Source organism: Halomonas heilongjiangensis (assembly GCF_002879645.1).
GTDB lineage: Bacteria > Pseudomonadota > Gammaproteobacteria > Pseudomonadales > Halomonadaceae > Halomonas > Halomonas heilongjiangensis.
In genome coordinates, this window is sequence record NZ_PNRE01000016.1 from 62,872 (window position 1) to 82,721 (window position 19,850).

General features: G+C 59.9%; 21 protein-coding genes and 1 tRNA gene. 13 read left to right on the forward strand and 9 right to left on the reverse strand.

Translation table 11 applies throughout. The annotated features are described in order from the left end of the window. Nucleotides 1–6 precede the first annotated feature (6 nt). The 8 genes from C1H66_RS02710 to C1H66_RS02745 all read right to left on the reverse strand — a co-directional run bounded on the left by C1H66_RS02710 (nucleotide 7) and on the right by C1H66_RS02745 (nucleotide 8,816). Nucleotides 7–1,683 carry a glycerol-3-phosphate dehydrogenase/oxidase gene (locus C1H66_RS02710; protein ID WP_102626373.1) on the reverse strand — a complete coding sequence of 559 codons (1,677 nt, stop codon included), beginning with the start codon at nucleotides 1,681–1,683 and terminating at the stop codon, nucleotides 7–9. 172 nt (nucleotides 1,684–1,855) lie between these two features. After that, nucleotides 1,856–3,595 (reverse strand): ABC transporter substrate-binding protein, encoded by a 1,740-nt coding sequence (locus C1H66_RS02715; protein ID WP_102626374.1) that lies wholly within the window; start codon nucleotides 3,593–3,595, stop codon nucleotides 1,856–1,858. Nucleotides 3,596–3,654: 59 nt separating this feature from the next. Further along, nucleotides 3,655–3,927: a DUF2160 domain-containing protein gene (locus tag C1H66_RS02720; protein ID WP_102626375.1), complete on the reverse strand. Its 273-nt coding sequence runs from the start codon at nucleotides 3,925–3,927 to the stop codon at nucleotides 3,655–3,657. Between the two features lie 15 nt (nucleotides 3,928–3,942). After that, entirely contained in the window at nucleotides 3,943–4,881 is a 939-nt protein-coding gene (locus tag C1H66_RS02725) for a carbohydrate ABC transporter permease (protein ID WP_102626458.1), read from the reverse strand. Beyond that, a complete protein-coding gene (locus C1H66_RS02730) occupies nucleotides 4,871–5,764 on the reverse strand; it encodes a carbohydrate ABC transporter permease (protein ID WP_102626376.1) in 894 nt (297 codons plus the stop codon). The genes C1H66_RS02725 and C1H66_RS02730 overlap by 11 nt, the downstream gene beginning before the upstream one ends. Continuing rightward, a complete protein-coding gene (locus C1H66_RS02735; RefSeq protein ID WP_102626377.1) occupies nucleotides 5,757–6,857 on the reverse strand; it encodes an ABC transporter ATP-binding protein in 1,101 nt (366 codons plus the stop codon). Before C1H66_RS02735 ends, C1H66_RS02730 begins: the two co-directional genes overlap by 8 nt. 1 nt (nucleotide 6,858) lies before the next feature. Then, nucleotides 6,859–7,947 carry an ABC transporter ATP-binding protein gene (locus C1H66_RS02740; protein ID WP_102626378.1) on the reverse strand — a complete coding sequence of 363 codons (1,089 nt, stop codon included), beginning with the start codon at nucleotides 7,945–7,947 and terminating at the stop codon, nucleotides 6,859–6,861. Between the two features lie 353 nt (nucleotides 7,948–8,300). Then, complete coding sequence (locus C1H66_RS02745) at nucleotides 8,301–8,816, reverse strand: YqaE/Pmp3 family membrane protein (RefSeq protein WP_102626379.1); 516 nt, start codon at nucleotides 8,814–8,816, stop codon at nucleotides 8,301–8,303. A gap of 333 nt (nucleotides 8,817–9,149) precedes the next feature. On the opposite strand from C1H66_RS02745, the gene C1H66_RS02750 reads away from it, so the two are divergent. The 10 genes from C1H66_RS02750 to C1H66_RS02795 all read left to right on the forward strand — a co-directional run bounded on the left by C1H66_RS02750 (nucleotide 9,150) and on the right by C1H66_RS02795 (nucleotide 16,582). After that, nucleotides 9,150–9,557, forward strand: a complete 408-nt coding sequence (locus C1H66_RS02750) for a CBS domain-containing protein (protein WP_102626380.1) — start codon at nucleotides 9,150–9,152, stop codon at nucleotides 9,555–9,557. Between the two features lie 346 nt (nucleotides 9,558–9,903). Beyond that, a tRNA-Gly gene (locus C1H66_RS02755) sits at nucleotides 9,904–9,977 on the forward strand. A 144-nt stretch (nucleotides 9,978–10,121) separates the two neighbouring features. Next, entirely contained in the window at nucleotides 10,122–11,456 is a 1,335-nt protein-coding gene (locus tag C1H66_RS02760) for a tyrosine-type recombinase/integrase (RefSeq protein WP_102626381.1), read from the forward strand. A 79-nt stretch (nucleotides 11,457–11,535) separates the two neighbouring features. After that, a complete protein-coding gene (locus C1H66_RS02765) occupies nucleotides 11,536–11,820 on the forward strand; it encodes a hypothetical protein (RefSeq protein WP_102626382.1) in 285 nt (94 codons plus the stop codon). Nucleotides 11,821–11,897: 77 nt separating this feature from the next. Further along, nucleotides 11,898–12,200: a KilA-N domain-containing protein gene (locus tag C1H66_RS02770; RefSeq protein ID WP_102626383.1), complete on the forward strand. Its 303-nt coding sequence runs from the start codon at nucleotides 11,898–11,900 to the stop codon at nucleotides 12,198–12,200. A gap of 578 nt (nucleotides 12,201–12,778) precedes the next feature. Beyond that, nucleotides 12,779–13,174, forward strand: coding sequence for a Rha family transcriptional regulator (locus C1H66_RS02780; RefSeq protein WP_102626385.1), 396 nt, complete (start codon nucleotides 12,779–12,781; stop codon nucleotides 13,172–13,174). Nucleotides 13,175–13,200: 26 nt separating this feature from the next. Continuing rightward, on the forward strand, nucleotides 13,201–13,434 hold the full coding sequence (locus tag C1H66_RS22545) for a hypothetical protein (protein ID WP_146010680.1): 234 nt from the start codon (nucleotides 13,201–13,203) through the stop codon (nucleotides 13,432–13,434). 148 nt (nucleotides 13,435–13,582) lie between these two features. After that, nucleotides 13,583–14,119 carry a KilA-N domain-containing protein gene (locus C1H66_RS02785; RefSeq protein ID WP_102626386.1) on the forward strand — a complete coding sequence of 179 codons (537 nt, stop codon included), beginning with the start codon at nucleotides 13,583–13,585 and terminating at the stop codon, nucleotides 14,117–14,119. Nucleotides 14,120–14,887: 768 nt separating this feature from the next. Then, nucleotides 14,888–15,364, forward strand: coding sequence for a ribonuclease HI (gene rnhA / locus C1H66_RS02790; RefSeq protein WP_370741280.1), 477 nt, complete (start codon nucleotides 14,888–14,890; stop codon nucleotides 15,362–15,364). 645 nt (nucleotides 15,365–16,009) lie between these two features. After that, complete coding sequence (locus C1H66_RS02795) at nucleotides 16,010–16,582, forward strand: recombinase family protein (protein ID WP_102626387.1); 573 nt, start codon at nucleotides 16,010–16,012, stop codon at nucleotides 16,580–16,582. An 83-nt stretch (nucleotides 16,583–16,665) separates the two neighbouring features. Here C1H66_RS02795 and C1H66_RS22550 read toward each other — a convergent pair whose 3' ends face one another. Further along, nucleotides 16,666–17,784: a hypothetical protein gene (locus C1H66_RS22550; protein ID WP_146010681.1), complete on the reverse strand. Its 1,119-nt coding sequence runs from the start codon at nucleotides 17,782–17,784 to the stop codon at nucleotides 16,666–16,668. Between the two features lie 491 nt (nucleotides 17,785–18,275). Here C1H66_RS22550 and C1H66_RS02800 point away from each other — a divergent pair, with 491 nt between their 5' ends. The 3 genes from C1H66_RS02800 to C1H66_RS02810 all read left to right on the forward strand — a co-directional run bounded on the left by C1H66_RS02800 (nucleotide 18,276) and on the right by C1H66_RS02810 (nucleotide 19,676). Then, a complete protein-coding gene (locus C1H66_RS02800; protein ID WP_276308819.1) occupies nucleotides 18,276–18,371 on the forward strand; it encodes a hypothetical protein in 96 nt (31 codons plus the stop codon). A gap of 66 nt (nucleotides 18,372–18,437) precedes the next feature. After that, nucleotides 18,438–18,812 (forward strand): hypothetical protein, encoded by a 375-nt coding sequence (locus C1H66_RS02805; RefSeq protein ID WP_102626389.1) that lies wholly within the window; start codon nucleotides 18,438–18,440, stop codon nucleotides 18,810–18,812. Between the two features lie 63 nt (nucleotides 18,813–18,875). Continuing rightward, complete coding sequence (locus C1H66_RS02810; protein ID WP_102626390.1) at nucleotides 18,876–19,676, forward strand: helix-turn-helix transcriptional regulator; 801 nt, start codon at nucleotides 18,876–18,878, stop codon at nucleotides 19,674–19,676. The last annotated feature ends 174 nt before the right edge of the window (nucleotides 19,677–19,850 follow it).

Consider the following 19,850-nt stretch of genomic DNA (forward strand, 5'->3'; position numbering starts at 1 on the left):
GGGTATTCACCACTTGAGCGACTCGGAATGTACCGGGGTATCGGCCCCCCGTTCCTGCGTGGTCGCGTCCTGCTCGACTCGGGAGTCGCGGAAGTACTCCGCGAAGCGTTCCTCGGCACGGTCGCCGAACAGGATCCCGCAGGCCTCCTTCAACCCCGGGGAACGGCGCATCGTCTCCTCGGGCACGACCAGGGCGATCTTGGAGCGCCGCCTCAGGAAGTCCTCGAGCCGGGTGACCATCTCGCGGCGCTGCGCCTGGCGCAGCTCGCAGCGCAGGTACTCGGTGCCCTCGATCAGCACCTCGGCCTGCCGCGGGTCCTCGCGGATCTCCTCGAGCATATCCAGGGCATGGGTGCCATAGCGCCGCCACAACCGGGTCGACAGCGGCTCCGAGGCCTGGGGCGAGGTCATGGCGTCGAGTTGCATCAGACCGGCCTGATGCAGGAATTCCCGACGCACCTCGTCGGGTGCCTCGCCGTACCAGCGATGCCGTGGATGGGGTACCGCGACCCCCAGGCGCCGGACGAGGTCGATGACCTCCGCACCGACGTTGAGGCAATCGGTGAGCTTGCCGCCGAAGATGCTGAGGTGCGCATCGCCCGCGCTGACGTCGATGGCATGCTTGCGCGACAGCTGGAGAAAGTCGCGATCCCCTCCCCCGCTGGCGCGCACGGCCAGGGGGCGGACCCCGCAACGGGTGGCGATGATGTCCCCACTGTCGAGCGGCTTGGCCAGGTTCAGGCGCTTGTTGATGTTGTCGAGCACGAAACGGACGTCGTCCCGGGTGACGCCGACCTCGGGGTTCTCCACGCGGGTATCGGTGGTGCCGATGCAGGTCCTCTGGCCCATGGGGATGACGAAGAACAACCGGCCGTCATCGGCGAAGAAGGCCAGCACTCGCCGACTGTCGGTCAAGCGGGGAACGATCAGGTGCACGCCCTTGGAGTAGACATGGCGATGATCGGTCTGCTGCCCCGTCAGCGCGTTGTGCGTATCGACCCAGGGGCCGGCGGCATTGATCAGCACCCGCGAGCGAACCTCCAGCTCGCGACCGTCGATGACGTCCCGCACCCGGGTGACCCACAGGCCGTTCTCGCGCCGGGCTCCCAGCGACTCGACGTAGTTTACCGCCACGGCGCCGTAGTTGAGTGCGCCGCGCACGAAGTTGAAGACGAAGCGGGCATCGTTGTCGTGCAGGTAGGCGTCGGAGTACTCGAAGCCGCCCACGGCATCGTCGATATCGATGATGGCTTCGCTCTGCTTGATCGAGGCCGGCGTCAGGAAGCGCGGGATGCGGGTGAAACCGTTGCCGATCAGCCAGTAGAGCCAGCTGCCGGCCCAGAGATAGCGGGGATGATAGCGGAAGCCCCGGGAGATGGTGGTCAGGAAGCGGATCTCCTGCACCGTGGAGGGGTAACTCTTGATCAGGTGATTGCGACTCTTGCAGAGCTTGCGGACCAGGGCGAAGTCACGGCTCTCCATGTACTTGATGCCACCCCAGACCAGGTTGGAAGAGTGCATGCTGGTGCTGCCCGCGAAGTCGCCGCGCTCGACCAGCGCGACCCTGACACCCGTTCCCGCCAGGGCGGCCGCCGCCACGGCACCGTTGACGCCGCCGCCGATGACCAGGGCATCGAAGACCTCGTCGTCCAGCTTGTCGATATTGCTGCTGCGCAGTTGCATGTGCGGACCTTTCTGCAGAAGGAAGGGCACCGCTCGGCGGGCACCGAGGGGCACCAGACTGACCCGGACGGACTGCCGGACACCACGCAGGGTGGGCAGCGTACCCGACACGCCTCATGCCGAGGGCGGGCCGGGCACGGTGCTGCCAGCGGGGGCAGGCCTGACGGCCCCCTCAACGGGTACCGGCGGCCATCCACTCCTCCATCATCTGGTCGTACGGCACCGTAGTGCCCTGGGGCATCTCGTCGTCGAGGCGCGCCTTGGGCGCACCGTCCTGGGACAGCCAGTACTCGGGGTCGCGCTCCTCGTTGAGCACCGGTGCGTAGGTCTCGAACACGTTGGCGCGCGCCAGCCGTGACATGATGCTGTCCAGCGCCCCGGCCAGGTTGTCGAGGCCTTCCTGGGCCGTGATCTCGCCGCTGATCACCGGGGCCAGGTTCTGCCACCACAGCGGCGCCATGCGCGGATAGTCAGGCACGTTGGTGCCGGTCGGGGTCCAGTTGGACTCGTTGGGACTGCGGTAGAACTCGACGAGACCGCCCAGCCTGGGGGCCAGTTCGGTCATCTGATCGGAGAAGATGTCCGACTCGCGGATCGGCGTGAGACCATGCATCAGCTTCTCCAGTGACACCGTCTTGGCAGTGGTGAACTGGGCGAACAGCCAGGCGGCGGTGCGGCGGTCCTCGGGGGTGGAGTCGAAGAAGGTCCAGGAACCGACGTCCTGATAGCCGACCTTCATGCCCTCTTCCCAGTAGGGCCCCACCGGAGAAGGCGCCATCCGCCACTTGGGGTTGCCCTCGTCGTCGGTGACCGCGACGGAAGGATCGGTCATGTCGGCGGTGAAGGCGGTGTACCAGAAAATCTGCTGGGCGATGTTGCCCTGGGCCGGTACCGGGCCGGCCTCGCCGAAGGTCATGCCCTGGGCCTCCGACGGCGCATAGTCACGTAGCCAGTCCACCGCCTTCTGCATGGCGAACACCGAAGCGGGGGAATTGGTGCCGCCGCCCCGGCTCACGCTGGCACCCACCGGACGGCTCTGGTCGTCGACGCGGATGCCCCAGTCATCCACCGGGTTGCCGAAGGGCACACCGGCGCTGCCCATGCCGGCCATGGAGAGCCAGGAGTCATGGAAACGCCAGCCCAGCGACGGGTCGCGACGACCGTAATCCATATGGCCATAGACCCTGGTGCCGTCGATCTCGCCGACATGCTCGGTGAAGAACTCGGCGATGTCCTCGTAGGCCGTCCAATTGGTGGGCACGCCCAGGTCATAGCCATAGATGTCGTGGAACTGCTCCTGCAGGTCCTCGCGCTGGAACCAGTCGTAGCGGAACCAGTAGAGGTTGGCGAACTGCTGGGTAGGCAACTGGTAGATGCTGCCATCCGGGCCGGTGGTGTATTGCAGGCCGATGAAGTCCTCCAGGTCGAGGGTCGGTAGCGTGTAGTCCGCCCATTCGTTCTCCATGGCCTCGGAGAGATTGATGGTGGTGCCATAACGAATATGGGTACCGATGGCATCCGAGTCGTTGACGTAGCCATCATAGATATTGCGCCCCGACTGCATCTGGGTCTGCATGTTGTCGACGACATCGCCCTCGCCGATGATGTTGTGGGTCACCTCGATGCCGGTCAGCTCGGCGAAGACCTCGGCGAGCACGTCACGCTCATAGACGTGGGTGGTCAAGCCCTCGGCCACGGTATTGATCTGCATCCCGCGGAATGGCTCGGCGACCTCGGCGAACCACAGCAGTTCCTCGATCTGTTCCTCACGGCTTAGTGTGGAGTTCTGGAAGTGTGCATCGACGAGACGCTCCGCAATCGCCCGTGCATCGTGATCATCGGCGTGGAGGTGGGCGCTCGCCAGCATGAGACTGCTGGCGAGCAACGTCAGCTTCATCCTGTTGTTCTTCATAGTGACCTCTTCGTTATGGTAGCCATCCCTGGCACTCCCATCGTCCATGCGATCGTGGCTCAACCCCAGCGCATCAGGATCAGCATCCATAGCACGGATACCGCCAGAGCCAACCAGATAGAGATATCGGTAAACCCCACCGCCAGCAGGTGGATATAGGCAGCGGAGAGCAGGCCGATGAACAGCCGGTCCCCCCGGGTAGTCGCGATGGGAAGGAACCCCTTCCGCTCCACCGATGGCGAGACGACTTCCCAAGCCGTCATCCCCGTCAGTATCGCAGCGATACTCGAGAAGAATATTGCCGTCGGTACGGTCCATACCATCCAGGACATGGCGGTTTCCTCCACTCAGGTACGCCCCAGGGCAAAACCCTTGGCGATATGGTTACGCACGAAATAGACCACGATGATTCCCGGGAGTATGGTCAACACGCCTGCCGCGGCCAGTGTGCCCCAATCGATACCAGATGCCGTCGACGTTCGCGTCATTATCGATGCAATTGGCTGGGCATTGGTCGCCGTCAGTGTGCGAGAAAGCAACAGCTCCACCCAGGAGAACATGAACAGGAAGAACAGCGTCACACCGATCCCCGATCGGATCATGGGAATAAATATCTTGACGAAGAACGACGGAAAGCTATAGCCATCTATGTAGGCGGTCTCATCGACTTCCTTGGGCACACTGCTCATGAACCCTTCGAGAATCCAGACCGCCAACGGGATATTGAACAAACAGTGCGCCAGCGCTACGGCGATATGCGTATCGAACAGGCCCACTGAATAGTAGAGCTGAAAATAGGGCAGGAGAAACACGGCCGGCGGCGCCATCAGATTGGTCAGCAGCCAGAAGAACAGATGCTTGTCACCGATGAACTTGAAACGACTGAAGGCATAAGCCGCGGGCAAGGCCACCGAGATGCTGATCAACATGTTCATCGACACATAGGCAATGGAGTTGACATAGCCCATGTACCAGTTGGAGTCCGTGAAGATGCCGATGTAATTATCGAAGGTGACCTCCCTGGGCCAGAAGGAAAGCGCCCCCAGTATCTCCGAATTGCTCTGCAGCGACATGTTGATCAACCAGTAGATCGGTAGCAACATGAGGATCAGATACAGGGCCAGCAGGAACCGAGACCGCCCCACGGAGCCTCCCCGTCGCCTGGCCCTGGCACGTTCGAGCCTGGGCGATTCGTCTGCCGCGGTGGCCGCCGACGCTACCGAGGGTGAGGTTCCGGTGGAAGGCGACACCCGGGCGTCCTGGCGAGTCGTGGCGTCATGCGTCATGGCGATGCCCTCCCGTGGCGTCATCCTTCTGCATGTTCATGATGGCGGTGTAGAAGACCCAGCTCACCAGCAGAATGATCAGGAAATAGATAAGCGAGAAAGCGGCCGACGGCCCCAGGTCCTGCTGGCCGATCGCCATGGTGGTCAGCGACTGACTCAAGAAGGTCGTCGAGCTTCCCGGGCCGCCCCCGGTGAGCACGAAGGGCTCGGCGTAGATCATGAAGGAGTGCATGAAGCGAAGCAGCACCCCGATCACCAGTACATTGGTCAGTTTCGGCAATTGAATGTAGCGGAAGACTGCCCAGCGGGAGGCACGATCGATGCGTGCCGCCTGATAGTAGGCTTCGGGAATGGCGCGCAGACCGCTGTAGCACAGCAGGGCGATCAGCGGAGTCCAGTGCCAGACATCCATCAGGATGATGGTCGCCCAGGCATCGACCGGGTTGCGCGTGATATTGTAGGAGTAGCCGAGCTCACGGATGCCCCACCCCATCAGGCCAATATCGCCGCGGGTGAAGATCTGCCAGATGCTGCCGACCACGTTCCAGGGGATCAGCAACGGAAGCGTGATCAGAATCAATACCGCCGAGGCCTGCCAGCCGCGCTTTGGCATCAGCAGGGCGATGCCGATGCCGAGCGGCACCTCGATGGCCAGGATCGTCATCGAGAAGGCGAACTGCCGCAGCAGGGCCGCCTGGAGTGCCGAGTCGTTGAGCATGGTCTCGAACCATTCGGTCCCGGTGAAGAAGCGTGTGTTGGCATCGAAAACGTCCTGTACCGAGTAGTTGACGACTGTCATCAACGGAATGATGGCGGAGAATGCCACCAGGACGAGCATGGGCAATATCAGCAGCCATGCTCGATTGTTCTGTACCTTAGTCATTCCCCACCTCCACACGGCATTCGTCGATATAAAGATGCGTCGACGCTTCGGGAAATCTCACATGGGCATATTCACCCCTTATTGCATGTTCCTCACCAAGCCGTGCCTTCAGGGAGACCCCATTCAGCCGAAAGGAGAGAATCGAATAGGTGCCAAGATCCTGGATGTCCTCCACCTTAACGGAGAGAGTATTCGACCCGACCTCCTCATGGACCTCGACGAACTCCGGCCTGATACCAAGCTTGACATTATTCGATCCCGACCGATGCGCCAGCTCGAGAAGACGTGGATCGACGGGTATCGGAAGCTTTCCAAATGACAGCCCGGATTCCGTGACCGTCATCTCCAGGAAGTTCATACCTGGACTGCCGATGAAGAACCCGACGAAGGTATGAGCAGGCTTTTCGAACAGCTCACGCGGTGTACCGAACTGTACGACCTGTCCTTCGTACATGACCGCAATCTTCTCGGCGAATGTCGAGGCTTCCAGCTGGTCGTGGGTCACGTAGATCATGGTGATATTGAAGCGCTCATGGATCTCCTTGAGCTTGCGGCGGAGCTTCCACTTGAGCTGAGGATCGATCACGGTCAGGGGTTCATCGAACAGGATGGCCGAAACGTCGTCGCGCACCAGCCCTCGCCCCATCGAGACCTTCTGTTTCTCATCGGCGGTCAGGTTCTTGGCCTTTCGCCTCAATAACGGCACCAGGTCCAGGATATCGGCAACTTCCGCTACGCGTTCACGCACCTTGGCCTCGGGCGTCCTGATGTTACGCAGCGGAAAGGCCAGGTTGTCGAAGACCGTCATGGTGTCGTAGATCACCGGGAATTGGAAAACCTGGGCAATGTTGCGCTCTTCCGGCGGCAGCTCGTTGACGATACGGGAGTCGAATACGACATCACCGTCGGAGGGTTGCAGCAGCCCGGAGATGATATTGAGCAGGGTGGACTTGCCGCAGCCGGACGGTCCCAGCAAGGCATAGGCGCCCCCCTGGTGCCAGACATGGGTCATTTCCCGTATGGCGTAATCCGCCGGTGACTGTGGGTTGGACACGTAAGTGTGTGCCAGTGCCTTGAGCATGATTTCGGCCATCTCAGAGACTCCCCAGACGCGGCGGAATATGCACCACCGATCCATTGTGGTCGAAGGCATAGAGCTTGTGGGTCGGGAAATAGACCTTGATCGGTTCATCGACGGCGAACTCATGAACACCGGCCAGATGCAACACCAGATGGAACAGCTCGTTGCTCACATGCAGGAAGGTTTCGGAGCCACTGATCTCCGCCAGGTCAACGCGGACCTGGAGCTCGAGATCATCGGCCGACTGAGGCGCGAGGCCGACGTGCGAGGGACGCACACCGAAGCTGTACTGGCCGGGCGGCAGGGAGCGCAGGTCCTCGTTGAGCCGGAAGTGGACGCTCTTGTCGAAGGTCACTTCTGCCCCCGACACCAGCCCGGGAACCACGTTGATCGGCGGCTCGGAGAACATCTCCGCGGTCAGGATATTCCCTGGACGGTGATAGACATCCTCGGTCCTGCCGTACTGCAGCAACCGCCCCTCGTGCAGCACCGCGGTATGCCCTCCCAGCGCCAGGGCCTCGTTGGGCTCGGTGGTGGCATAGACGGCGATACAGTTGCGCATCCTGAACAGCTCACGAAGTTCCTGGCGAAACTCCTCGCGCAGCTTGTAATCGAGGTTGACCAGCGGCTCGTCGAACAGGATCAGGTCGGCATCCTTGACCAGGGCTCGCCCCATGGCGGTGCGCTGCTGCTGGCCACCCGAGAGCTCCTGGGGGTAGCGGTCGAGCAGGTGCTCGATATGCAGCATCTCGGCGGTCTCGCGTACCCGCCTGGTGACCTCGGCCTTGGGCACTCGCGCCAGTTTCAACGGCGAGGCGATGTTGTCGAAGACGGTGAGGCTTGGGTAGTTGATGAATTGCTGATAGACCATGGACACGTTGCGCCGGCGGACGGAAACCCCCGTCACGTCCTCGCCGTTCATCAGGACCCGTCCACGTGTCGGCGGCTCGAGACCCGCCATCAACCGCATGAGCGTGGTCTTGCCGGCCAGGGTCCGGCCCAGCAGGACATTGAAGGAACCTGGGGCCAGCTCCAGGTCGATGCCTTCGATGTGCGTGGCGCCATTGACCACATGATCGATGTTTTCAAGGATCAGGGACATGCTGCCCTCGTTGTCGTTGTTGTCGCGCTTGATACGTGAAGCACAGCGGATTAACCGTGGCCAGGGCGGGCAGGGCCAACACGCTGTTCGATTTGCAACACCATCGAGCATCAATGTTCGTTTTCGATAGCGAGACTAGCCCAGCGACTATCACACGGCAATGGCGAGATCGCCCACCAGGCCCTAGACCTTGGTCTAAAAAGCGCCGTGAATTAACGATTTTTTCATGGAATATCAAACGGAAGGAAGAAAAACAGGACGTGATGACCCGCAATCAAGCCGCTCCGCCAGACGCCGCCGGCAGAGTTTCACTTTCGATCAATCAGGAGAAAAACGCTCACGACAGGGATGGGTCACAGACGACCTCGCCGCCTCAGCCACCAGAGGGCATGTCCGACCCCCGGCACCCAGCCAAGCAAGGTGAGCAGCAGGTTCAACGCCACCCGCCCGCCGCCTCCCCGGGAGAGCGCCACGGCCAGGGGGGGCATCAGCAGCGCCAGGGCCACCAGCGCCGCCCGGGGCTCGGCGGGCACCGGCGTATCGCCATCGCCTGGGGCGTCTGCCGCTCGATCGACCCGCACGCCCGCACCGGCGGCCGGGGCAAAATGCTGCACGCCCTGGTGCGACCCATGCTCGAGGGCCTTGCGATGAGCCTCGTGGTCGATCTTCTGCTCGAGTTCCATGGCACCCTCGGCCAGCTCGTCATGGAAACGCTCCCAGTCCTCCCAGTCGTGGGGAGTACCGGCCCGGGGACGGTGATCCCCGGCTTCCCGGGCCCGCGACCAGGCCTTCTCCTCCAGGGTGTTGGGCCGCTCCTCGTCGCGCTCTCCGCTCAGCCCCTTCCTGGCCAGGTATTCACGGGCATCCATGACGCGCCTCCATCACTCGGTTGGGCTCGACTCCGGCCGAGGGCGCACGCCGCCCATGACCGGATTGGTAACACCTTGGAACCGATGCTTCCCCTCGGGTTCCGGCTGGCGGCAACCCGCACAGGCGTGGGCCTCGGGTAAGCGACCATGAAGCGTTGGCAGCAGCGCTTGCCGATCGCCCTTGGCACCCCAGCGAGTCGGCTATGCTGAAGCCGAGACCCGGCTGCGGGCCCGGTATCGCCCTGCCACCAGGCTCGCCGGGAGGGAAAGACCCGGGCACCGACACGGCCCCGTAGCAAAAAGGCAATCATCGCCGGCACAAGGAGAAATGCCATGCCCAACAAGGCCCCTACCACCGTTCGCGAGATCATGTCCCGTGACTGCTACCGGGTCACCGGCAAGACCTCGGTGTCCACTCTGGCCAAAGGCCTGGCACTGCATCGCCTGCCCGGGGTCCCCGTCGTCGATGAGCGCGACCAGCTGATCGGCTTCATCTCGGAGCAGGATGTGATGGGGAAGGTGCTGGAGAGCTCCTATCTCAACGAGGAGCCGCCGCTGGTCAGTGAGCTGATGCGCAACGAGGTACTCTCCGTGCCACCCAACAAGAGCATCACCGACCTGGCGCAGGAGATGCTCGGGGCCAAGCCCAAGGTCTACCCGGTGGTCGAGCAGGGCCGCCTGGTCGGCATCGTCACCCGTCGCGACGTGCTCAGTGCCATCCTGCGCATGCGCTACAGCTGAGCCGCCCGTCCCGACGCCACCCGGTCGCCCGCCGGGTGGCGTCGTCGTGTCGGCGTTGCCGCCTCGGACGCGCACAAGAAAAAGCCGCCCCGTTTCCGAGGCGGCAAGAATCGATCGAAACTGCGAGCCAGAACAACAGTGTTAGCGACTGCTATCGCCTCTGTTGCCTGTGTCCATTCAGACAGCAGCGGAGCGAAAAGTTCTCCAGCGAGGCAAATTTTTCTTTCCCTACGCCCCCCAGCCACCCGATGTTAAAGTAAAACAATCACTTAGCGTTGGCGCATCACGAAAGGCGCGAGACGGCTTGCAAAGGGCAAGTCATTGGATTTACTATCGAAACCGCCCCGCGGGTGTAGCTCAATGGTAGAGCAGAAGCTTCCCAAGCTTAAGACGAGGGTTCGATTCCCTTCACCCGCTCCAGGCCTACCCTAACGCTTTGACCTCCCTCAGAAAGCCCGTCGTTACTGGGTTCGGTGGCTGCAGAAGTGGCTACACAAATGGCTACACCTGTCATCCGCTCCATTGTATGCTTCAGCGGTCGCCACCACAGGACAGGTCACCGCCATGGCCAGAGGCAAGCCCGCTGATCGCCGCCACCTCCGCCTGAGAGGGAACGTCTGGTTCGTCCAGAAGCGGCTCTCCCCTACCCTCGCCCAGCACCTCGGCAAGCAGATGCTCCAGCAGAGCACCCAGACCGGTGACCTTGACGGAGCCTGTCGAGTCAGGGACCGGCTGCTGGTGGAGCTGTCGGAGTTGGAAGCCTCCCTCCAGGGCCGTGCCTCCCAGACACAGCAGAGACGTTTGTTCATGGAAGCCCGTGAGCGGTTCCAGGAGGCCGAGCAGAGCATCGTAAGCACCGACCCTGTTGCTCCCTCCTTCCTGGAGATCATCGACCCTGAGAAGCTCCCAGAGATCGAGCAGGACGCCTTGCGCTCCATGTACTCGACCGAGACCCCGGAAGCGTACCGGCTCACCTTCAAGGGCGCTCTGGAGGATTGGCAGCAGTCGCCGCAGATCGAGAGGAAGCACTCCACACGGTCCAAGAACTCCTTGGCGGTCCAGCTCTTCCTCGACAGCCTGGGGAGGGAGGACGTGGCACTTGTCAGCGTCACCCGCAAACAGGCAAGGGACTTCATCACCGCCCAGCTCCGCAACGGCAAGACCAAGCAGACCGTGGCCAACTACCTGTCGGGGCTGTCCGCCATCTGGCGCCATGCCGAGGACGCCATGGAAGAGCCGCTGCCAGCGAGGAACCCCTTCAAGGGCCACAGCCTCAATCCCAAGGCAACGGTGAAGAGCTACGATCAGTTCACCCGAACCGACGTCGAGGCGATCTTCGCTGCCACTGACCGAGAGCAAGGCATCTTCCACCTGCTCCCCCGCCTCGGGTTCTACACTGGGGCGAGGCTCGAAGAGCTGTGCTCGCTGAAGACGACCGACATCATCCAGCAGCAAGGCGTCTGGTGCTTGTCGGTGCGTGAGGGCAAGGGGAAGAACAGTAACGCCACAAGGGATGTCCCTCTTCACTCGGCGGTCAAGCCGTTGGTGCTGGAGCAGCTCAAGCACGCACAGTCGGCAGGGTCAGAGTATCTCTTCCTGGAAGCCGGGGAGTCGATCCGGGCGGATGGCAAGAAAGGACCGAAGTTCTCTCAGTGGTTCTCTCGCCTCACCGGGAAGACCATCCCCAAGCAAGGCCGGAAGCTGGGCTTCCACTCCTTCCGAACGACCGCCATCACCATCATGCTCGGAGCTGGCTTCCAAGAGCAGCTCGTGGTCTGGGTCACCGGCCACGAACGAGGGCTGACCACGGCCAGCAAGGTCTATCACCGTGGGCCGGACTTCAAGACGAGATTGAAGGCCGTGGAGGCGATCCAGATCGACGCTCTACAGGGATCATGAGCAACGTCCTGATAACTAAGCAGTGGCTCAACGAAAGCCGCCACTAACTCTATCGAGGTCAAGCGCAAGGGGAACCACCATGAAACGACTGATATTGACTGGACTCATTACTGCCGGTCTGCTAGCTGAAGTCTCGTCCGCCCATGATAGCTGGGGCGTCAGCCATTCCTGCTATAAGCCAATGAAGCCCTTCCAGTTCACCAGCCAATGGCAGGTAGATCAGTTCAACATGGAAGTGGAGACCTACCAGATGTGCATCCAGAGGTTCGTGGATGAACAGAACGAGGCCATTCTCAATCACAGTCGTGCTGCAGAGGAAGCCATCGACGAGTGGAACAACTTCGTGAACTTTGAGTTGAACTGACCTCTTGCTCTCCCAACGCCCCGGCCACTTACTTGGGCACCACTGCCGAGTGTCCCGACAACTGGGAGAAAAACGACATGACTACCCAACTGATCATCGCTGAGACCTCCATCAAGACTGACGCTGAGGGCCGCTACTGCCTGAACGACCTGCACCGGGCAGCCGGTGGTGAACAGAAACACAAGCCCGCTGAGTGGCTCCGCTACTCCACAGCCAAGGAACTGATCGAAGAGTTAAAGGTGGGAAATCCCACCCTTTCCCCGCTGGCTACCAAGCTCGGGCGCAACGGGGGCACCTTCGTGGTGAAGAAGCTCGTCTACACCTATGCCATGTGGATCAGCCCTTCCTTCCAACTCAAGGTGATCCGCGCATACGACTAGCTGCAGACCCAGAGCCCTCTGTACCCTTTACACAAAGGAGGGTAGATTGACTATCCGGCTTCCGTAAAAACGGACTCCGCATGAGCACCGAGGAAGATAAGGAAGAACAATGCAACTGTTTCAGACCACCTCCGCAGGGATCATCATAGGCGCCACCCTCCTTGCATCGGCTTTCCTGTACTCCAGCCATGTCAAGAGCATGGATGATCGGTGCGCACAATTCTTTCAAAGTCTTGACCGGAGCCTGAACAATGGCTTCCTTCCCCTCCTGATGAGTCCAATTTCAGAAGACAGTCCCGCTTGGAGAATGCTGGAGCTGGCCGAGAGTGTGCACGGGGTGACTCTGAGCACTTGTTCAAGACGGTAGATTGGTGCTTGACCCAGATTCCGACACGACCCCAGCCAGATCGACGAATTGAGAAAAGGTGAAAATCTGTACCCTTTGCAGACCCAGCTCGGGCGCAACGGCGGCATCTTCGTGGTTAAGGAGCTGAAAACCACCACATCTGGTGGGTTATCCCCGCTCGACAAACATCACTTGGAGTTAGGTTTGCCGGGCACGAGTTGAGTCAATCTACATGACCAACCAGCTGACCACCACCATCACCATGAGCAGCCGCGAGATCGCCGAGCTGGTCGAATCCCGCCACGACAGCGTGAAGCGGACCATGGATACGCTCCAGTCCAAGGGGCTGATTTCGATTACACAGGTTGTGGAACCGCAAGCACGGGGAGGTAAACCGACCACGATCTATCTCGTAGGCAAGCGGGACAGCTATGCGGTCGTCGCCCAACCCTCCCCTGAGTTCACCGCTCGACTGGTGGACCGCTGGCAGGAGCTGGAAGAGCAAGTCGCCAAGCCTCAGGCACCGTCCCTACCCACCGACTACCTGTCTGCCCTCAAGGCCAAGGGATTGGAAGACCCCCAACCGTCGAAGTATTCTGCTTCAGGGCCAGACCAAGGCCCCATATAAAAACATCACACAAGGAAATACCGCGCATGGATCGGAACATGTCTCGCTTTCTCTACGATGGCCGAAAGTCACAGCGTATCGCAGCGTTCACCGTCTACGCGACGACTGTACTCGGGGTGCTGGGCTATGCCGAAGGCACTTTGTCGGTACCGATATGGCTAATTGCTGGGCCTTCAACGCTGGTGGCTGTTTGGTATATCGCTTCGAACTTGATTCATGCCGCAGGATGGTTGAGCAACCGCACTAAGCGGCGAAACTGACTCGCTGATCCTCCCATGGCCCCGGCTCCCGCCTGGGATCTTCGACGACGACTGATTACCACACAGTATTGGATGACCTCGCGGACCCCTGGCCAATCGGCTGGGGGTTCCTGCTTTCAAGCACCCCGACAACTGGGAGAGAAACGACATGAACAACCAACTGATCACCAAGCAGTGGAACGACAAGACCCTGACCTTCCGTGAGGATGGTTACTTCAACATGACGATGGCCGCGAAGGCGTTCGGGAAAGACCTGAGCAACTTCATGCGGTCACCTGAAACGAAGGAATACATCGCTGAACTTTCTAGGGCCGTGAAATCCACGGACCTACTCATCAAAGTCCCCGGCAACCGCTACATTCCTGACCGTGGCACCTGGGCACACCCAGAGCTGGCTGTGTTCTTCGCCCGCTGGCTGGATGTCCGCTTCGCCCTCGCCTGTGACCTGATGATCAAAGAGATCCTACGCGGCAACGTCGAGGTGAAGCAGAAGGAAGTTCTCCCGGCTGTCCGCAAGGCTCCTGTCACAGGGGTGGAGAATGACGACCGTATCGACCGCCTGGAGCGGATGGTAGAGAAGCTGGTGGACGCGGTGACCATCATGGTGCATCCGATGGTGACCATCGAGAGCGATCCCTTCATCACCCTCCGTGAGTACGAGGCCGCGCCTTCCAAGACTGAGTGACCAAGGAAATACTCCCAACCATCCGCAAGACCGGCCAATCAGCCAAAACAAGATCGCGCACGATGCCGTCAAGGTCGACGACGTTCGATAACCACACACTTTTGGAGAACCAACACGTTCTCCAGGGAACAGACTCAGGGCTCGCTCATGTGATGGCTTCGAGTTCCCCTGACATACGCTGCTTTGAGCTTCAGGCCGAAGCCGATGACCGCACCTTCATGGTGGCAGGTGGACGGACAGGAACCTGACATTGCTGGCTGGGAGGTGATGGCACCCAGTCGAGGCATGGCTACCTGTGATTCACAGGGTGACAGCGGATGGCAGGGAACAGATCTAGGGACTGCTATGTGATGGATTCCCCCATCTTATAGATGTCCCTGGGTTCCTTCTGGTGTTCTCTGACTACCATCACCACCATTGTTCATCCCAACAAGGATTCCCTCTCTAGGTGAAATCATCAAGAGAGCTTGAGGAACCACTTCAAGGCACAACTACGAGTGACCTCCTCAAATCGATCTTGATGAGGAAACCTTGCATGGATGGGATTTATGGGTGGTGATGGTAGATCGTTCACCTTCAGTCTCTCTTCACTTGCTGTCAGACACGCCCCCGTGTCGGATGTCAGCTTTACTACCGGCTTTCCCCGAGCCACTCCTCAAGTAAACCCCAGTGACATTCTCGAAGGCGATAGACAGGCAGCGGCGTGTGTCCGCTCGCTGGGTCCGTTGCCTGTGGGGACTGTCGCCTTCGACAATGACGGACACACACATGATCATGAAACGAACCATTCTCATCTTCACCGATGGAGCTTGCAGCAACAACGGACGAGCCAACGCATCTGGTGGATGGGCAGCCATTCTGGTGAATCCTGAAGGCGAATGCCTGAAGATCGCCAGTAAGCTGACCGGTGACGAGATCACCAACAACCGGGCCGAGTTGACCGCTGTCATCGAGGGGCTGTCCGCCCTCAAGCGTCCCGCCGATGTGATTCTGACCACCGACAGCAAGTACGTGGCGGACGGTGCGACTACCTGGCTGGCAAGCTGGAAGCGTAACGGCTGGAAGACGGCCACCGGGAAGCCGGTCAAGAATGTCGATCTCTGGCAGCGTCTCGATGCCCTGCTGCAGATCCACATCGTGCGCTTCGACTGGGTGAGGGGACACAGTGGCCACCCGGAGAACGAACTGGCCGACACTCTCGCCCAAGCTGCCTGTTATGGGCAGGTGGTCAGAGAGCGTGGCTGATCGCCCCACGAGACAGCCCACGGAGTTTTTTTGTGGAGCAGATTTTCGAGCCGACACCAACGGGTACCGCTCCGCCTTCTACCCCCGCTACCCCCGGTCGGCACCTCTCTGAGGGACGGAGCACCCCTCCCCCACCCTTCCGCTCGCAGCCCGCGAGGAGGGAAGAGCAGCAGCGAAGAGAGTAAACGATGGATGCACAGCAGATGACATGGCCGTGGGTGGGTGATCGCTCCTACCGCAAGCCCATCCTGTCCGAGGTCCGCAAGCCCCGACCACGGAAGGCCCAGCCTACTGACAGCGAAGGGCCAGCAGCAGCGCCAGCACTCCCCCTTCGAGTTGCCCCAGTAGTCAGCGACGAGGCGACCCGGATGACCGGCTGACTCTCCGAGAGGCGCTGTACCGCTCTCATGAGCCCTACATGGCGTGGAACGGTCTAGGGTAGACCATCCCAACAGCCCATCCCTATCGCCCCGCCACAGGCCACCAACAAGCGGCTGGAGCGCTGCCTCAGATGGCTCAGAAGGTACACCTTGCGAGCCATGCTGAAGGCTTACACTCAATGTGGCTCATTTATGTTGAAATTAAATGATCTATGCTCTACGTTGTGAACCATACTTTGTGAGCCAATTTGAAGGAGCAGTCTACATGTCAGCCATCATCGCTTACGTCCGGGTCAGCACTGTGGACCAGTCCACCGACACACAGCGAGCCACCATCGAGGAACGGCACAAGGTCGACCGGTGGTTTGTCGATGAGGCGACCTCGGGAGCCATCAAGGCAAAGGACAGGAAGGGGCTCGGTGAGCTACTAAGTTATGTCCGCGAGGGTGACACCGTCATCGTCTACGCCATCGACCGTCTGGGACGGAACACCATCGACGTGCTGGAGACAGTCGAGGCGCTCAACGCTAAGCGAGTCGCGGTGCTGTCGCTCCGTGAAGGCTTCGACATGAGCACACCGATGGGCAAGGCGATGCTCACCATGCTGTCGGCGATGGCTGAGCTTGAACGCTCCAACATCAAGGAGCGCCAGATGGCGGGCATCAAGAGGGCGAAAACAGAAGGGAAGGCACTCGGCAGGGAGAAGATCATCATTGATGAGGATGTGGCTCAGTGGCGCCAAGAGAACAGCGCCAGCATCAAGGCTACAGCGGAGCACTTCAATATCTCACCGGCATCTGTGAAACGAGCCTGTAGGGCCGCTAAAGCGTCCATCTGACACGATACTCGGCTATCATTCATAACGTATAGACAACCTTAATTCATAAGACCCACCTGTACTGTGGTGGGCTTATTTTTTCTTTACCTTTGACCACCATACTCTTCCATCAACTTCGACACCTGTGAAGCAACAGACTTTTGCATAGCCCTATATCCACGCCATTTATTATCAAGGAAGAACCTCCCTCCCCAATAACGACACAACTTCCTATTCGGGACTGACAAATCAGACCACTGAGGCACTACCTCTTGAGCGTCCTCAGTGCCAAGCATCGAAACTCCTCCTGAAAGCTGCATTCCAGCCACATAGAAGAACCTGGAGTAGACCCTCATCTCTTTGCTATAAACATCATCAAAACCAGAAGAAATCTCAGCCACATAATACAAACACGAAGCCACGGAAAAAAGATTTCTTGTCAACTTACTTAAACCTTCGACTTGCACCGTATCCATTTCCAGCTCAGGATCGTCAGAAGTAAAATAGCTACTAAAAGGAAGTTGATCATTGGTCTCCCGTTTTAGGATGTCTCCCGCTGCCAAATGCACGGTCGTACCAGGTATTTTATGAGACACACCACAAGCAGCACATAACCCATACACAGACTTGGAGAAATCTATTAGCCGGTCGGCCTTGATCCTGGATACGTTAAGGTAGTTATCACAATCTTCTGGCCCAACCTCTGCCACCTCCAAAAAACCCTGATATTTCTCGACACAACGAAACATAACTTGAAAAACACTCTCCCTTCTAACGCTAAGGTCATCATCAAAGTCAAAGAAATAGTTAAACGTATGAAGTGGAGAAGGTATACACCCCTGATCAAATTCACGCTTATACTGACCAAACCCAAACTCTCTGTTATTATAAAAACTCAACATGTCGAGAAAACTACTCATCACACTCTGCCTAAACTCTTTATTATTCTTATCGACAACAATGGATAGAGAGTCAGCAGTTTGCTTCGAAGAATGAATCCTTGAGAATGTCGCCCCAAATGGTATAGATAAAGCTGCAATCGCCATGAACAACTTGGCGTGTTCATAAAAAAACACCACGCCATCTGGTGAAGGGTCAAAGGGAAGATGAAAGATGCCGAACCAGTACGCTAACCCTAGAGATGTGAGCAATGGAGCAGCAATGCTTCCCCAAAAAAGGCAATGCTTATGTAAAGGTTTATGCCCATTGACGAGTTTAGACATCACTCCACCGCCCTTGAAAACATCATAATTTTCTGATTTTAACAGTATTTGGCATCATAGATCACACTCAGTGACTTAGGACATCGTTCGCGCTCCCTGTGAGAATTGCTCTCATCATACATAGCTGGTAGCGTATAGGCATTGGCTACGCGAATGGCTACAGTAGCGGCTACAGATGGCTACCCCATTTTCGTAACCTATTGATTTCATTGGAGAAAAGGGAGAGAAGGGCGATTCCCTTCACCCGCTCCAAGAGCACATCCAGACTCCTCCAGACATACCGCCCAGCGCTCGCAACCTCCTGTAATTCCTCGTTTTACCCATCCAGACATATCCAGAGACATCCAGGCATAGCGTTTCTCACCCTGCATGGTCTGGTGTATGGTGGCTCTCCCGGCCATACACGAGCCGCCGAAATGAAGCGTTCCGCGATCACGCGTCGCCCTCTCGTCGACACCGTCTTGTAGACCCTGCTCTTCTCCAATGCGGCCCTGGTCGAACGCGTGGCCGAGATCTGCGAGCGCTACGAGCGGCCCGTGGCGACCTGGCGGCAGGCCCGCGAGATCCTCCGGCTCGACATGCCCTGAGGGCCATCGGCTACAATGCCCGGCCACGGCTCGGACATCTCCGGGCCGTCAGGCAAGGGGTCTTCCATGGCACTGTTTCTGCTCGTCTTCGCCGTCTGCCTGCTGATCTTCGGCGGCATGATCGCCATCCTGCTGTTCTCCCGCACGCCCCGCTACCGCACCGAACCCCGCCAGTTGCTCGAGCTGTTCGACAAGGCACTGGAGGACCGTGTCGACGAAGGCGAATGGAACGCCATCATCGACTACCCGATTCGCCATGACGACTATCTTGACGGCGTGCGCCGACGGGCCCACCGATTGATGGAGGAGCACGGCCGCCACTGGCGCAGGGCACAGGGCGGCCCGCTGCTCGACAGCACCGGGCGCGAGGAGCTCGCCGCGCTGCGCAAGCACCTCGCCGCCCATGCCGACCTGCAGGAGCGCCGGCGCAACGAGACATGAGTTCGGGCACCGCTTCGGCTAGAATACAGGCTCATGCCGACACCGTCCGGGACGGGAACCGCCATGCCCAGCATCATCCGCCAGCTACCCCTCGACACCGCCACGCAGCACCACGATCACGACTTCCACCAGATCGTGATCGGACTGCGTGGCCAGGCGGAATTCGAGATCGAGGGGCTGGGCGGCTCGATCACGGCGCTGTCGGGCTGCATCGTGCCGGCCAACCACGTGCACTACTACGCCGGCACCGGCGACAACCATCAACTGATCCTCGACCTGCCCGCCCAGGCCCCCTCGTTGACCGGCTTCCACCACGAGCTGGCACGCCTCTTCGATGCCCCGCGCTTCTTCACCCTCGATGACCCGCTGAGGCGCTATCTCGACTTCCTGCTCCACGAACTGGCCGCCTCCCCGTCCTCGGCGACCACCACCCAGGGCGACCGCCTGGCCGCCACCCTGCTGGGCTGCCTGCACGCCCGCCTGGCCGGCGGTGACGAGCCCGACCGCCACCGGCTGGACCTGAGACGACTCGACCGCTTCATCGAGCGTCATCTCTCGAGCCGCCTGAGCGTGGGCGATCTGGCCCGTGAGGCCTGCCTGAGCGAGGCCCACTTCCGCCACTGCTTCCGACGGCAGACCGGGCTCAGTCCCTGGCAGTACGTGCGCCGCAAGCGCCTCGAGTCGGCACGGCGGCTGCTGGCCGAGAGTCGGTTGCCGCTCTCGGAGGTCGCCGCCCTGACCGGTTTCGCCACTCAGAGCGCACTCTCCCACGCCTGTCGCGAAGCCTTTGGCCAGTCACCCAGCAAGTTGCGACGCTTCGGCCATCTCGGGTCGCCGCGTGCCGCGGCGCTCGGCGGGCATTAGACCAAGGTCGCATTTCCCGCCGCGCGCCCGCCGATACCCGCAGAATCGACAAGAATCCCCGCGGAATCGACAAGCGGCCGTGTCCGTCGCCTCCTAAAGTCAAGGCAAAGCCGTTTCACATGGCGCATCACGCCTGCCACGAATCCGGCCCATCCTCGTCTGACGACTCCATCA